The 14,110-nt window shown below is 69.9% G+C and carries 15 protein-coding genes; 5 read left to right on the top strand and 10 right to left on the bottom strand.

The genetic code is table 11. The features are described 5' to 3' along the window. The first annotated feature begins 491 nt into the window (after positions 1 to 491). Positions 492 to 917 (top strand): OsmC family peroxiredoxin, encoded by a 426-nt coding sequence (locus E9998_RS06090; protein ID WP_136528802.1) that lies wholly within the window; start codon positions 492 to 494, stop codon positions 915 to 917. Positions 918 to 1,121: 204 nt separating this feature from the next. Beyond that, positions 1,122 to 2,414: a KamA family radical SAM protein gene (locus tag E9998_RS06085; RefSeq protein WP_136528801.1), complete on the top strand. Its 1,293-nt coding sequence runs from the start codon at positions 1,122 to 1,124 to the stop codon at positions 2,412 to 2,414. A gap of 69 nt (positions 2,415 to 2,483) precedes the next feature. On the opposite strand, the gene E9998_RS06080 is transcribed toward E9998_RS06085, so the two are convergent. Continuing rightward, on the bottom strand, positions 2,484 to 3,227 hold the full coding sequence (locus tag E9998_RS06080; RefSeq protein WP_136528800.1) for an NAD(P)H-dependent oxidoreductase: 744 nt from the start codon (positions 3,225 to 3,227) through the stop codon (positions 2,484 to 2,486). 130 nt (positions 3,228 to 3,357) lie between these two features. Here E9998_RS06080 and E9998_RS06075 point away from each other — a divergent pair, with 130 nt between their 5' ends. Next, positions 3,358 to 4,203, top strand: a complete 846-nt coding sequence (locus E9998_RS06075) for a helix-turn-helix transcriptional regulator (protein ID WP_204745271.1) — start codon at positions 3,358 to 3,360, stop codon at positions 4,201 to 4,203. A 54-nt stretch (positions 4,204 to 4,257) separates the two neighbouring features. Here E9998_RS06075 and E9998_RS06070 read toward each other — a convergent pair whose 3' ends face one another. The 5 genes from E9998_RS06070 to E9998_RS06050 are packed head-to-tail and all read right to left on the bottom strand — an operon-like array spanning position 4,258 to position 7,809. Continuing rightward, a complete protein-coding gene (locus E9998_RS06070; protein ID WP_275669496.1) occupies positions 4,258 to 5,160 on the bottom strand; it encodes an NAD(P)-dependent oxidoreductase in 903 nt (300 codons plus the stop codon). Beyond that, a complete protein-coding gene (locus tag E9998_RS06065) occupies positions 5,157 to 5,501 on the bottom strand; it encodes an imine reductase family protein (protein WP_136528798.1) in 345 nt (114 codons plus the stop codon). The genes E9998_RS06070 and E9998_RS06065 overlap by 4 nt, the downstream gene beginning before the upstream one ends. Next, the gene (locus E9998_RS06060) at positions 5,456 to 6,043 is read right to left on the bottom strand and encodes an NAD(P)-binding domain-containing protein (protein ID WP_158299706.1); all 588 of its coding nucleotides are present in this window, start codon (positions 6,041 to 6,043) and stop codon (positions 5,456 to 5,458) included. The genes E9998_RS06065 and E9998_RS06060 overlap by 46 nt, the downstream gene beginning before the upstream one ends. 17 nt (positions 6,044 to 6,060) lie before the next feature. Continuing rightward, complete coding sequence (locus tag E9998_RS06055) at positions 6,061 to 6,930, bottom strand: NAD(P)-dependent oxidoreductase (RefSeq protein WP_136528796.1); 870 nt, start codon at positions 6,928 to 6,930, stop codon at positions 6,061 to 6,063. 6 nt (positions 6,931 to 6,936) lie between these two features. Further along, the gene (locus E9998_RS06050; RefSeq protein WP_136528795.1) at positions 6,937 to 7,809 is read right to left on the bottom strand and encodes an NAD(P)-dependent oxidoreductase; all 873 of its coding nucleotides are present in this window, start codon (positions 7,807 to 7,809) and stop codon (positions 6,937 to 6,939) included. Positions 7,810 to 7,948: 139 nt separating this feature from the next. Here E9998_RS06050 and E9998_RS06045 point away from each other — a divergent pair, with 139 nt between their 5' ends. Next, entirely contained in the window at positions 7,949 to 8,302 is a 354-nt protein-coding gene (locus tag E9998_RS06045) for a winged helix-turn-helix transcriptional regulator (protein WP_136528794.1), read from the top strand. Positions 8,303 to 8,308: 6 nt separating this feature from the next. Here the strand turns inward: E9998_RS06045 and E9998_RS06040 are convergent, their stop codons facing one another. The 4 genes from E9998_RS06040 to metH all read right to left on the bottom strand — a co-directional run bounded on the left by E9998_RS06040 (position 8,309) and on the right by metH (position 13,841). After that, positions 8,309 to 8,851, bottom strand: coding sequence for a DUF2087 domain-containing protein (locus tag E9998_RS06040; protein ID WP_136528793.1), 543 nt, complete (start codon positions 8,849 to 8,851; stop codon positions 8,309 to 8,311). Positions 8,852 to 8,899: 48 nt separating this feature from the next. Next, positions 8,900 to 9,577, bottom strand: a complete 678-nt coding sequence (locus E9998_RS06035) for an HAD family hydrolase (protein WP_240037515.1) — start codon at positions 9,575 to 9,577, stop codon at positions 8,900 to 8,902. A 73-nt stretch (positions 9,578 to 9,650) separates the two neighbouring features. Next, the gene (locus E9998_RS06030) at positions 9,651 to 10,208 is read right to left on the bottom strand and encodes a thymidine kinase (protein ID WP_136528792.1); all 558 of its coding nucleotides are present in this window, start codon (positions 10,206 to 10,208) and stop codon (positions 9,651 to 9,653) included. A 90-nt stretch (positions 10,209 to 10,298) separates the two neighbouring features. Continuing rightward, positions 10,299 to 13,841 (bottom strand): methionine synthase, encoded by a 3,543-nt coding sequence (metH, locus tag E9998_RS06025; protein WP_136528791.1) that lies wholly within the window; start codon positions 13,839 to 13,841, stop codon positions 10,299 to 10,301. A 102-nt stretch (positions 13,842 to 13,943) separates the two neighbouring features. On the opposite strand from metH, the gene E9998_RS25170 reads away from it, so the two are divergent. Continuing rightward, the gene (locus E9998_RS25170; protein ID WP_158299705.1) at positions 13,944 to 14,090 is read left to right on the top strand and encodes a hypothetical protein; all 147 of its coding nucleotides are present in this window, start codon (positions 13,944 to 13,946) and stop codon (positions 14,088 to 14,090) included. Positions 14,091 to 14,110: the final 20 nt, after the last annotated feature.

The raw sequence follows: 14,110 nt of genomic DNA, 5'->3' as shown, positions 1-14,110 counted from the left end.
CACCCTGTTGAGTTCTCAAACAACACGCCATGACGATGAATCGATCCTTATGAGGATTCCTTCTCCGCCGGAGCAACCCGAACAACATTACTAGTCTCGAACCGCGCTGTCCAACTCAGGGTCCTTGACCCTGGTCACACGCGATTGAGCCTCTATGAAGTCTCAGGTGATCCCCGCAATTCGATCCGGGCCGCGCCATGACTTCGAGCCTGTCGCGTACTTCCGTGATCTCCGGACCGGCCTCGTTTTCCTCGGCTGTTCCGTTCCCCTGCGGGCAGAGACAAATATACACACCCCCGAAGGGGCCGAAACCAGGGGGGTCACCCAAGGTTCGACGATACGCTTGACCTGCGAAGACGGCAAGAACTTCGGGAAAGACGTCGAGACGAGCGGCGGTCGGGCGCGAGCCCGGCCGCCGTCGCGGACCGTCATCCGGTGCCGTCTTCGGCTGTTAGCCTGCGAGCGAAGGAACTCCGATCAGAGGAGAACGCATGTCAGTCACTCGCAACGCACGCACCCGATGGACCGGTGGCCTCCAGGACGGGGGCGGTGTCACCAGCTTCGTGTCCTCTGGACTGCCGGACACCCCTGTCACCTGGGCGTCGCGCGCGAACGACCCCGAGGGCAAGACCAGCCCCGAGGAGCTCATCGCCGCGGCTCACGCCTCCTGCTACTCCATGGCGCTGTCGGCCGGGTTGGGCAAGGCCGGCTACACCGCGGAGGAGATCGTCACCGAAGCCGGCGTGGACTTCAAGCCCGGCACGGGGATCACGGGCATCGCCCTGTCGGTGAGGGCCGTGGTGCCCGGCATCGACAAGGACGAGTTCGACCAGATCGCCGCGGCGACCAAGGACGGCTGCCCGGTGAGCCAGGCGCTCAAGGCGGTCCCGATCTCGCTTGAGGCGACCCTGGGTTAGGGTCGTCACAATCGACTGAAAATTTCATACTTCACGCACAGTGTGCGCGAAAGCATCGGGTGCACCATCCGCGGCGGAAACGCCGCGGCGCGGAACGCGGGCTCACGCCTGCGGGAGGCGCGGTGAGCGTTGGTTTCGCGCACTTGTTTGTAACCAGGCCTGCCTGCCCAGTTGCATACCTACAAGCAAGAGGAGGGAGTTCTCGTGACTGCTCCTGAAAACACCGGTAGGCGGTTCCACGCCTATACCATCCGCCATCTGGAGGAACTGCTCCAGCGAGCGCCGCTGACGGAGGATCAGCGGCTGCGTACGAGGGCCGTGGCGTCGGTCCTGCCGTTCAGGACGAACGCCTACGTGGTCGATGAGCTCATCGACTGGGAGCGCCCGTTCGAGGACCCGATGTTCCGGCTCGTCTTCCCGACCGAGGACATGCTGCCCGCCGAGGACATCGACCACATCGCGGGCCTGCTCAAGGCCGACGCTCCGAAGCAGGAGGTCACGGCCGCGGCCAACGTGATCCGGTTCAAGCTCAACCCGCATCCGGCGGGGCAGTTGCAGCTGAACGTGCCCAAGGAGGGCGAGGAATCGATCCCCGGGCTCCAACACAAGTACCGCGAGACGGTGCTGTTCTTCCCGCAGCAGGGCCAGACCTGCCACGCGTACTGCACCTACTGCTTCAGGTGGGCGCAGTTCGTGGGGATCGCCGACCTCAAGATGGCGAACAACGACGTCGAGCAGCTGACGGGGTACGTGCGCGACCACCCCGAGGTGAGCAGCGTGCTGCTGACCGGCGGCGACCCGATGATCATGGGTGAGCCGGTGCTGCGGCGGTACATCGAGCCGCTGCTGGAGATGGACCACGTCGAGTCCGTCCGGATCGGGTCGAAGGCCCTGGCGTACTGGCCGCAGCGGTTCGTCTCGGACCCGGACGCGGAGGACACGCTGCGGCTGTTCGAGCGGGTGGTGGACTCGGGGCGAAACCTCGCGTTCATGGCGCACTTCTCGCACCAGAAGGAGCTCGAGTCCGACATCGTGCGGGAGGCGGTGCGGCGCATCAGGTCCACCGGCGCGGTGATCCGGACGCAGGCGCCGCTGATCAGGACGATCAACGACGACGCGGACCAGTGGGCGGGGATGTGGAGGACCCAGCACAAGCTGGGGATGATCCCGTACTACATGTTCATCGAGCGCGACACCGGCCCGCAGGACTACTTCTCGGTGCCGCTGTGGCGGGCCTGGGAGATCTACCGGGACGCGTTCAGCCAGGTCTCGGGCCTGTGCCGGACCGTCAGGGGCCCTTCGATGTCGGCCACGCCGGGCAAGGTGGCGGTGGACGGCGTCGTGGAGATCGGCGAGGAGAAGGTGTTCTCCCTGCGGATGCTCCAGGCGCGGAACCCCGGGATCGTGGGGCGCCCGTTCTACGCCAAGTTCGACGAGAACGCGGTGTGGATCGATGATCTGAAGCCCGCGTTCGCGGACAAGTTCCCGTTCGAGTAGACCCGTCCTTCGTCGGCTGGACGGAGTCTGCGAGCCGGAGCGGCCGAGGCCGCTCCGGCTCTTCGCGTGTCAGGCGGTGTGCATGGCGAATCCGGTGGTGCCGGGGCGTTCGGCGCCCGGTTTGAGGAGGCCCGCGGCGTCGTAGTCGCCGCTCGACTCGGTGCGGAAGGGGATCGGATCGGTCGCGGCGAGGGTTTCCAAGCGCTCGCGCAGGCGCTTGGTCTCGCGGGCGAATCCGGGCGAGTCGACCGCCCAGGCGCTGTGGATCGCGAAGGGCGGCAGGACTCGCATCCCGGTGTAGAAGAGGGTGCCGTGCTGGATCGGGAAGAGCAGGTCGTCGAGCGGGCCGCCGATGCCGCGGCCGCTCAGGGTCTCCGCGGTGGCGCCGGTGGTGACCATGAGCATCGCGCGTTTCCCGGCGAGCACGCCGGCGCCGTAGTGCTCGGCGGTGTTGTAGCCGAAGCCGTTGGTGAAGACCCGGTCGAACCAGCCTTTCATGATGGCGGGCATGGAGAACCACCAGAGCGGGAACTGGAGGAGGAGCGCGTCGGCGGCCAGGAGGCGCTCGTGCTCGGCGCGGATGTCGGCCGCCAGCGCGCCGGTGCGGTAGGCCTCGCCGGCGGCGGTCATGAAGTGGCGGTCGGGTTCGGCGGCGAAGTCGTCGTGGTCGGCGACGGCCTTCCATCGCATGGCGTAGAGGTCGCTGAGGGTGCGGGTGTGGCCGAGGGCGGTGAGGGTCCGGTCGGTCTCGTCGCGGAGTGCGGCGTTGAGGGAGTCGGCGTGGGGGTGGGCGTAGACGTGGTGGATGTGCATGGGTCGATGGTGGCGGGGCGGGCGGGGGGCTGCCAGACGTCTGTTCGACCTGGGGTCCTTCGACCCTAGGACTGACAGACCTAGGCGTCGGAGCGCGGACGCGGTGATACTTGCCGCGGAGGTTTGAGTGATGTCGTCTGATGCGATCGGGATCCACAAGCTCGAGGACGTGGTTGATCTGGGGAAGTTCCTCCAGGCGCGGCGCGCCCGGGTGAATCCGGCGGAGGTGGGATTGCCGGAACACGACCGGCGACGGGTGCCGGGCCTGCGGCGCGAGGAGCTGGCGCTGCTGGCGGGAGTGAGCGTGGACTACTACACGCGGTTGGAGCAGGGGCGGGCGAAGCGTCCTTCGGATCAGGTGCTGGACGCGGTGTCGCGGGCGCTGGGTCTGGACGAGGCGACGCGGCGGCATCTGCACCGGTTGGCGGGGATGACGCGGTTGGAGCCGGGGCATCCGAGTGCGGAGCTGGGGCTGCCGCTGCGGACGATGCTGGAGGGGATCGAGGCGTTCCCTGCGATGGTCTCGAATCACCGCAAGGACGTGCTGGCGACGAATCGGATGATGCGGTTGCTGCTGGGGGGCTTCGGTTGGTCCTTGGAGGGGGCGAATTTCGCGCGGCTGTTGTTCGAGGACGAGTCGCGGGAGTTCTTCCCGGATTGGGAGTCGGTGGCGGCGGAGACGGTGGCGCAGTTGCGGAAGATGGCGGCGCTGTTCCCCGAGGACGCGGCGATGGCGGCGTTGATCGGGGAGCTGTCGATCCGGCATCGGCGGTTCAGTGAGCTGTGGGCGGATGCGGAGGTGGTGGACTGCATCCAGGGCGAGGTGCGGTTCGATCATCCGCTGGTGGGGGTGCTGCGGTTGCACAAGGAGCAGTTCCGGGTGGCGGACGGGAGCGGGCAGTTGCTGGTGACGTTGAGCGCGGCGCCGGGGACGGACGGGTACGAGAAGCTGGCGCTGTTGGGGGCGGGAGGGTAGTCCCCCGCCCCGTTCAGTCGCTCGACGGGGGCCGGTCCCCCGCCCCTGGTGGGCTTATTCGATGGTGAGTTGTTCGACGACGCTGGCCCATTCGGCGCCGCCGCGTCCGGTGGCGGCGAGTTCGTCGAGGTGCTTCTTGACCGGTTCGAGGAAGTCGGCGCTGATGCCCTGTTCGCGGCTGGCGGTGATGATCGAGGCGAGTGCGGGCCGGGTGAAGTCGACGGATTGGCCGGGCGGGGCGGCGTATTCGCGCTTCTCGACGTCGGCGCCGAAGTCGGCGGCGATCGGGATGAGGGCGCCGAGCCAGTCGACGAGGTCTCTGGCGGTGTCGGTGGGTGCGGCGCCGACGGTGCGCATCATGGCGATGGCGTGGAGGACGCCGCCGAACATCTGGTACATGGCGGCCAGGAGTGCCATGTCCTTGAGCGAGGCGAGGCCGGCGTCGGTGCCTTCGTATTCGGCGGTGCCGAGGGTTTCGAGGACGGGGCGGGCGATGGCGTAGGCGTTCTCGTCGCCGGAGTAGAGGAGGCGTGCGCCTGGTCGCCCGATCATGTCGGGGACGGCCATGATGGCGCCGTCGAGGTAGGTGATGCCGTGTGCGGCGGCCCAGGCGGCGGTGGATCTTGCCTCGTTCGGTGTGGTGGTGGTGAGGTTGACGACGACGCGGTGCTTGAGGTCGGCGGCGACGGGTTCGAGGTGTTCGCGGACGCTGGCGTGGTCGAGGAGGACGACGAGGACGAGGTCGCTCGCGTTGGCGGCTTCGGCGACGGTGGAGGCGACGTTCGATCCGGCGGCGCGGTGGGGTGCGGTTTTGGCGGGGGTGCGGTTCCAGACGGTGGTGTCGTGGCCGGTGGCGCGGAGGCGGTCGGCGACGGCCGAGCCCATGGCGCCGAGGCCGAGGATGGTGATGGTGCCCTTGGGCATGGTGGTCTCCTTCGGTGTTCGGTGGTGCGTCAGCGGATGTGGAGGCTTTCGATGACGCGGGGCCAGTCGGCGGCGCCGTGGCCGGTGGCGGCGGCTTCGTCGACGAGTTTCTTGACGCGTTCGAGGAGGTCGGCGCGGATGCCCTGTTCGCGGCTCGTTGCGATGAGGGAGCCGAACGTGGAGCGGCTGAAGTCCATGTCCTGGTCGACGGCGGGTTCGTATTTCGCCTGGTCGATGATCTCGGCGTACACGGAGACGAGCGGGAGCATCGCGGTGTTGTAGGCCGTGACCTCCTCGGCGGTGTCGGCGGCGCTGACGCCGACGGTGCTCATGAGGGCCGCGGCCTGGAGGAAGCCGGTGAGCATGAGGTACATGCCCGAGAGGAGCGCCGCGTCTTCGAAGGAAGCACAGTCTTGAGTGCGGCCAGGCCGGCGTCGGCGCCTTGGTATTCGGCGGTGCCGAGTGCTTTGAGGGCGGGTTCGGCGGTGGTGAAGGCGTGGTGGTCGCCGGAGTGGAGCAGGCGGGCGGTGTCGCCGATCATGGCGGGGACGGCCATGACGGCGCCGTCGAGGTAGCCGATGCCGTGTGCGGCGGCCCCGGCGGCGGTGGATCTGGCTTCGTTCGGTGTGGTGGTGGTGGTGAGGTTGACGAGGGTCTTGCCCGCGAGGTGGTCGGCGACGGGGTCGAGGTGTTCGCGGACGGCGGCGTGGTCGAGGAGGACGGTGACGACGAGGTCGCTCGCGGCGGCGGCTTCGGCGACGGTGGCGGCGTGTGCCGATCCGGCCTCGACGTGCGGTCGGGCCTTGGCGGGGGTGCGGTTCCAGACGGTGGTGTCGTGGCCGGTCTCGCGCAGGCGCGCGGCGACGGCCGAGCCCATCGCGCCGAGGCCGAGGATGCTGACGGTGCCCTTGGGCATGGCGGTCTCCTTCGGTGTCATTCGCGGATGGCGAGGCGGTCGATGATGCGGGGCCAGTCGCTCGCGCCGCGGCCGGTGGCGGCGAGTTCGTCGAGGAGTTTGAGGTGCGGTTCGAGGAGGTCGGCGCGGACGCCTTGTTCGCGGCTGGCGTTGATGAGGGAGGCGAGGCCGCGGCGGTCGAAGTCGACGCTCTGGCCGCCGGTGTCGTAGGTGCCGCCGTCGATGACGTCGGCGATGCCGCGGCCGTGCGGGAGCATGGCGGCGAGCCATGCTTCGACGTCGGCCGCGGTGTCGGCGGCGGCGGTTCCGGCGGTGCGCATCATGGCGATGGCCTGGACGTAGCCGAGGAACATGAGGTCCATCGCGGACAGGAGCGCCATGTCCTTGAGGGCGGCCAGGCCTGCGTCGGCGCCTTCGTACTCGGCGGTGCCGAGGGCTTCGAGGGCCGGGAGGGCGTCGGTGTAGGCGTCGTGGTCGCCGGAGTAGAGCAGTCGCGCCTGCGGGGTGCCGATCATGGCGGGGACGGCCATGACGGCGCCGTCGACGTAGCGGATGCCGTGTGCGGCGGCCCAGGCGGCGCTTTCGCGGGCCTGGTTCGGGGTGGTGGTGGTCAGGTCGACCAACGTGCGTCCCTTGAGGTCGGCGGCGACCGGTTCGAGCCGTTCGCGGACGGCGGCGTGGTCGAGGAGGACGACCAGGGTCAGGTCGCTCGCGGCGACCGCCGCCGCGACGGTGGCGGCGGTCTTCGATCCGGCGGCGGCGTGCGGGGCGGTCTTGGCGGCGGTGCGGTTCCACACGGTGGTGGTGCGGCCGGTGGCGCGCAGGCGTTCGGCGACGGCCGAGCCCATCGCGCCGAGGCCGAGGACGGTGACGGCGGTTGCGGTCATGGCGTCCTACGCCTTCCCGCGCAGGACGCGGTAGACGGGGACAGCCTGGCCGGTCGCTTCGCTCGCGTCCAGGGCGCGCCGGTAGTAGTCCTGAATCGTGCGGGTGAGGTCGGCGTCGACGCCGACCTCTTCGGCGGTGTCGATGACGTGCTGGGCGCCCGCGTGCATCATCTTGAGGTTCGCGGTGTCGCCCCAGCCGCCCTGCTTGGCGGACTCGGCGAAGTAGCGCATGAAGTCGACGTTGCTCTCCGGGGACTCGGTGGCGAAGGCGACGAAGCGGTCGATGTCGGCGCCGGAGGCCTCCACGATCGCCAGCGCCTGTTCGAAGGAGGTGAGGAAGGCGTGGAACTGGGCGAGGCCGGCCTGGTAGTAGACCTGGGCGAGGCCGTGGTCCTCGCCGAGGTGGTGGACGGTGGGGACGAGGGTTTCGAGGAGGGTGCGGTTGGTGTCGTGGAGGGCTTTGGGGCCGCTGACGTAGAGGCGGGAGGCGGCGTGGTGGAGGTCGTCGCTCTGGGTCATGTAGGCGCCGGTGAGGAAGGCGCCGCCGCGTTCGGCGACCCATGCGGCGCCCTTGCGGGTGTTGTCCGGTGAGTCGGAGGAGAGGTTGACGACGGTCGTGCCGGTGAGGTCGGCGGGGGCCTGTTCGAGGACGCCGTACATGGCGTCGTAGTGGATGAGGGAGAGCAGGACCGTGTCGTTGGCGGCGACGGCTTCGGCGACGGTGGCGGCGGGGCGGGCGCCGAGTGCGGCGGCGGCGTCGAGGCCCGGTCGGCTGCGGTTCCAGACGGTGACGTCGTATCCGGCGTCGAGGAGGGCCTTGACGGTGGCGCGGCCCATCGGGCCGAGGCCGATCACGGTCACTGATTTGTTGGCAGACATGTTGTGCCCCTTGCGAATTGGTGGATCACTGGTGGTGTTGACGGGATCCATGTTCGCCCGGCCGGATAGGCTCTGCAAGACCGCACCTTCGGGTGGGGCTACTTACGTCGAGGTTCGAAATACGGCCGGAGGGGGTCCGATGCAGGCGGCGAGTGACGCAGATCAAACCTGCGGCATGTCGATAGCGATCGATGTCGTGGGCGGCAAGTGGAAGATGCACCTGATGTGGGTGCTCGCCGAGGGGCCGGTCCGGTTCGGGCAGATCCGGCGCAAGCTCGACGGCGTGAGCGAGAAGGTGCTCGCCGAGAACCTCCGGCAGTTGGAGGCGAGCGGGATCGTGCACCGGGAGCTGTACGCGGAGGTGCCGCCGCGGGTGGAGTACTCGCTGACGCCGCTGGGGCTCTCGCTCGGGGAGGCGCTGGCGCCCTTGGAGGTCTGGGGTGAGCGGCACCGCGACGCCTTGGCGCCGCGGTCCGGTCTCGCCGCCTGCTGAGCGGGGCTAGGGGATCGGCGGGGCCTCGCGCCTGCGGTACTCGCGGCCGCCTTCGGTGCGTTCGAGGAGGAGTTCGTCGATCATGTCGCGGCGCAGCTGGAGCGGGTCGTCGTATTCGGCGGCGAGGGCCTCGGTGATCTCGCGTTCGGTGTAGACGCGGTCGAAGGCGAAGAGGCGTCCGGCGAGGTCGTTCAGCAGGGCGACCCGGGTGCGGCGGTTGACGGGGCGGACGGCGATGCGGCCGCCGGAGTACAGCGGTGCGACCTCGGGGGCGACGTCTGCGGGCGCGTCGGGCCTGGCGGCGCGGGCGGCCGCGGCGGCGTCGCGGAAGGCCTCGGGCGCGGCGCGGAGGCGGCCGTCCTCGCGGGTGAGGAGTCCCGCCTCGAACAGGCGCGTGAGGGCGCGTTCGGCGCGGGGGTGGCGGGCGTTGAGGTCGGCGACGGCCACGGGGGCGTCGGCGAGGACGATCTCGGCGAACACCCGGAGCCGTTCGGGGTCGGCGAGGGCTTTGACGATGGTGTGGGCCGGTTCGGCCGGTTGCGCTGGCATCCGCCCAGACTGGTGGAGACGGCGGGGCCGGTCAACGGCTTTTGCGGTTCAGCGGGTCGGGGCCAGGGCCCGGAGGTAGTCGAGGTCGACGCCTTCGAGGGTGTCGAGGAGGAGGACGTCGAGGTCCTCGGGGAGGGCGACCTCGCTGGGGATGGCGAGGGTGACCGCGCCGGCCGCGAGGGCGGAGGCGACGCCGGAGACGGAGTCTTCCAGCACGACCGAGCGGCGGATGTCGACGCCGAGTTTGGCGGCGGCGGCGCGGTAGGGCTCGGGGTCGGGCTTGCGGTGGTCGACCTCGTCGCCGCAGACGGTGAGGTCGAAGTTGTCGGCGCCGAGCTGGTCGATGATGACGTCGGCGAGTTCGCGGGGCGTGGAGGTGACGAGCGCGGTCGGGATGCCGGCGGCGCGCGATTCGAGCAGCAGGTCCTGCGCGCCGGGCTTCCAGTCGACGCCGAGGGCGAAGAGCTCCTTCATGCGGGCGCGCAGCCACAGTTGGCGCGCGGGGGCCTCGGCGAGGGGCCTGCCGAGGCTTTCGAGGAGCATGAGGACCGAGGCGTCCTCGTTGGTGCCGACCATGCGGGCGCGCACGAGCGGGTCGAGGGTGCCGCCGAGGAGGACGGCGAGCTCCTCGATGCCGGTGTCCCAGACCCGTTCGCTGTCGACGAGGGTGCCGTCCATGTCGAAGAGGACGGCTTGCGGGAACACGGCTTCCGGAAGGTCGGTCACGCGTCCAACAGTACGGGCGTCTCGGGTGCGCCGGGCCGGTCGTGGGGTCCCCGGCGAGCAGGCTCACACGGGTTCAGGCGAGCCCGGCGCGGTGGTGGCGCCGGCACAGGACGGTGTAGGAGTCCATGTCGCCGACTTCGACGAGGTCGCCGGAGAAGACCATGACGCCCTCCCGCACGCGGGCGTTGTGGGTGCCGCGCTCTCCGCACCAGCAGTTGACGCGCACCGGCAGCTCCTCGACGCGGTCGGCGAGCTCGATGAGGCGCTGCGAGGCGGGGAAGAGGCGGCCGAGGAAGTCGGTCTTGAGGCCGAAGGCGTAGACGTCGATGCCGAGGCCGTCGACGGCGTCGGCGAGGTGGTTGATCTGCTTGGGCGCTTCGAGGAACTGCACCTCGTCGACCACGACGTACGGCGGGCGCAGCGCCGCGAGGTCGTCGTAGATGTCGAAGCCGGGCTTGACCTCGCGGGCCTCGTGGCTCAGGCCCAGGCGGCTGGAGACGACGCCCTCGCCGCCGCGGTCCATCGAGGTGTACACGACGCCGTTCCCGCCGAGGGAGTGGTGGTACTGGAGGGCGAGGGTGGACTTCCCGGCGTCCATGACGCCGAGATAGGCGACGAGTTCGTGCGACATGGCTCTATGGTGCCGGGCGGGCGGCGCGCGGGTGAACGCGGTTCCCGGATCGGTGCCCGGCGCCCCAAGGACGCCGGGCACCCACCGGGGTCACTTGGCGTTAAAGTAGCTCGCCTCGGGGTGGTGCAGGACGATCGCGTCGGTGGACTGCTCCGGGTGGAGCTGGTCCCCTTCGGACAGTTCGACGCCGATGCGGTCGGCGCCCAGGAGGTCCACGAGGGTCGCGCGGTCGGCCAGTTCGGGGCAGGCCGGATATCCGAAGGAGTAGCGGCAGCCGCGGAAGTCGACGTCGAGGATGCCCGAGAGGTCCCCCGGGTCGGCGTCGCCGACGGTGCCGCCGCCCGGCAGCGTCCACTCCCGGCGGATGCGGCGGTGCCAGTACTCGGCGAGCGACTCCGTCAGCTGCACGGTGAGGCCGTGCACTTCGAGGTAGTCGCGGTAGGCGTTGGCCTTGAACAGCTCGTTCGTGTACTCGGAGACCTTGGAGCCCAAGGTGACCAGCTGCATCCCCAGGACGTCGAGGCGCTCGCCGTCCTTGGCGCGGAAGAAGTCGGCCAGGCACAGGCGCTTGCCGTGGCGCTGGCGCGGGAAGGTGAAGCGGGCCCGCTCGGCGTGGCCGTTCTCGTCCAGGACCACGAGCGTGTTGCCCTCGGAGTAGACCGGCAGGTAGCCGTAGACGACCTTCGCCTCGATGACGTTGTCGGTCGCGAGGCGGTCGAGCCAGTAGCGCAGGCGCGGGCGGCCCTCGGTCTCCACGAGCTCCTCGTAGGAGGCGCCGTCGTCCCCGCGGCCGGGCTTGAGGCCCCACTGGCCCAGGAACGTGGCGCGCTCGTCGAGCATCGAGGCGTACTCGGCCAGCGCGATGCCCTTGACCACGCGGGAGCCGTAGAACGGCGGCACGGGGATGTCGACGTCCGTGGCGACGCCGGAGCGCACCGAGGTGTCGTCGAGGTCGGGGAGGGTCTCGGCGACGAGCGTGGCCTGCTTGGCGCGCCGTTGGCGCCGCAGCGCGATCTTGGCGTCCTGCTCGGGGTCGGAGATCGGCACGCCGGTGCGGCGGGCGGTCATGACCTTGTCCATGAGGGCGAGGCCCTCGAAGGCGTCGCGGGCGTAGTGGACCTGGCCGCCTTCGAACATGTCGCGCAGGTCGTCCTCGACGTAGGCGCGGGTGAGCGCGGCGCCTCCGAGGAGGACGGGCCAGCGCCGGTGGAGGCTGCGGGCCATCATCTCGGCGAGGTTGTCCTTCATGATGACGGTGGACTTGACGAGGAGGCCGCTCATGCCGATGACGTCGGCGCCGTGCTCTTCGGCGGCGTCGAGGATGGCGTTGATGGGCTGCTTGATGCCGAGGTTGACGACGGTGTAGCCGTTGTTGGACAGGATGATGTCGACGAGGTTCTTGCCGATGTCGTGGACGTCGCCGCGGACGGTGGCGAGGACGATGGTGCCCTTGTCGGTGGTGTCGGCCTTGTCCATGTGGGGTTCGAGGTGGGCGACGGCGAACTTCATGGCCTCGGCGGACTGGAGGACGAACGGCAGCTGCATCTGGCCGGAGCCGAAGCGGTCGCCGACGACCTTCATGCCTTCGAGGAGGTGGTCGTTGATGATCTCCAGGGGACGCTTGCCGTCGGCGAGGGCGGTGTCGAGGTCGGTGTCGAGGCCGTTCTTGTCGCCGTCGATGATGCGCTGGGCGAGGCGCTCGCCGAGCGGGAGGGCGGCGAGGGCCTCGGCGCGGGCCTCCTTGGTGCCGGCGAGGCTGACGCCGTCGAAGACCTCGATGAGCTTCTGGAGGGGATCGTAGTCCTCGCCGCGGCGGTCGTAGACCATGTCGAGCGCGATCTGCTTCTGCTCCTCGGGGATGGAGGCCATGGGCAGGATCTTGGAGGCGTGGACGATGGCGCTGGTGAGCCCGGCCTCGACGCATTCGTTGAGGAACACGGAGTTGAGGACCTGGCGGGCGGCGGGGTTGAGGCCGAAGGAGATGTTGGAGACGCCGAGCGTGAAGTTGACGCCGGGGTAGAGCCGGGCGATCTCGCGGATGGCGGCGATGGTCTCCAGGCCGTCGCGGCGGGTCTCCTCCTGGCCGGTGGAGATGGGGAAGGTGAGGGCGTCGACGAAGATGTCCTCGACCTTCATGCCCCAGGTGCCGGTGAGGTCGTCGATGAGGCGGGCGGCGACGCGGACCTTCCAGTCGCGGTCGCGGGCCTGGCCCTCCTCGTCGATGCACAGGGCGACGACGCCGGCGCCATGCTCGGCGACGAGCGGCATCATGCGCTGGTAGCGGGAGGTGGGGCCGTCGCCGTCCTCGAAGTTGACGGAGTTGACGATGCACTTGCCGCCGAGGGCTTCGAGCCCGGCCTCGACCACGTTCGGCTCGGTGGAGTCGAGCATGATCGGCAGGGTGGAGGCGGTGGCGAAGCGGGAGGCGAGGACCCGCATGTCCTCGGCGCCGTCGCGGCCGACGTAATCGACGCACAGGTCGAGGAGGTGGGAGCCGCCGCCGGCCTGCTCGCGGGCGATCTCGACGCAGCGGTCGTAGTCGGCGGCGAGCATGGCGTCGCGGAAGGCCTTGGAGCCGTTGGCGTTCGTGCGCTCGCCGACGTTGAGGATCGAGGCGTCCTGGCGGTAGGGCACGTGGTGGTAGGAGGAGGAGGCGCCCGGTTCGAGGACGATGGTGCGCGCCTTGGGGGCGGCGAGGTCCTCGGGGGCGCCGCCGAGGCGGGCGCGGACGGCCCGGATGTGGTCGGGGGTGGTGCCGCAGCATCCGCCGACGAGGCCGACGCCGTAGTTGTGGACGAAGTCCTCGTGAGCGTCGGCGAGCTCTTCGGGCGTGAGCGGGTAGACCGCGCCGTTCGGGCCGAGGGTGGGCAGGCCGGCGTTGGGCATGACGGAGATCGGGATCGGCGAGTGGCGCGAGAGGTATCGCAGGTGCTCGCTCATCTCGGCGGGGCCGGTGGCGCAGTTGAGGCCGATGAGGTCGATGCCGAGGGCGACGAGGCTGGTCAGGGCCGCGCCGATCTCGCCGCCGACGAGCATGGTGCCGGTGGTCTCGACGGTGACCTGGGCGATGATCGGGACGCTCGTGCCGAGTGCGGCGTTGGCGCGCTTGGCGCCGATGACGGCGGCCTTGGCCTGGAGGAGGTCCTGGGCGGTCTCGACGAGGATCGCGTCGGCGCCGCCTTCGATGAGGCCGAGGGAGCAGGCCTCGTAGTGGTCGCGCAGGATCGCGTAGGGGGCGTGGCCGAGGGTGGGCAGGCGGGTGCCGCCGCCCATCGAGCCGAGGACGAAGCGGGGCCACTCGGGGGTGGCGTGCTCGTCGGCCTTCTGCCGGGCGAGGGCGGCGGCGGCGCGGGCGATCTCGCGGGCGCGGTCCTCGATGCCGTATTCGACCAGGCCGCCGTAGTTGGCGTTGAAGCTGTTGGTCTCGACGCAGTCGGCGCCGGCGGCCAGGTAGGCGTCGTGGATGCCCAGGACGATGTCGGGGCGGGTCAGGCAGAGGATGTCGGAGAGGCCCTCGTGGCCGTCGTAGTCCTCCATCGTCGGGTCGAAGGCCTGGAGCATCGTGCCCATGCCGCCGTCGGCGATCACGACGCGGCGGCTGAGGACATCGAGGAAAAGGCTCTTCGCAGACACGGGGCCAAGGGTACCGGCGGGTGCCGACAAGTGGGAACTCCGTTTCACAGGATGGGCACGGTGTCGGACGAAGATCACACGGGCACGAATAGGATGAGCGTCGTGAACCCCCTCCTGCTGGTCCTCGTCGTCGGCTTCGGCCTCTACCTCCAGTACTGGACGATCCGCTACGCGGTGCGCCACGCGCTCGCCGACGCCGACGAACGACGCTCGGCATCCGAGGAGAACGGGCGTAGCATCGGGTCGTAACGCCCCCTGGCGGAAGGAAG

The organism is Glycomyces paridis (assembly GCF_004912155.1).
Classification (GTDB): Bacteria; Actinomycetota; Actinomycetes; order Mycobacteriales; family Micromonosporaceae; genus Glycomyces; species Glycomyces paridis.
The sequence above is the reverse complement of the archived record's forward strand: the minus strand, read 5'-3'. Positions and strand labels throughout refer to the sequence as shown.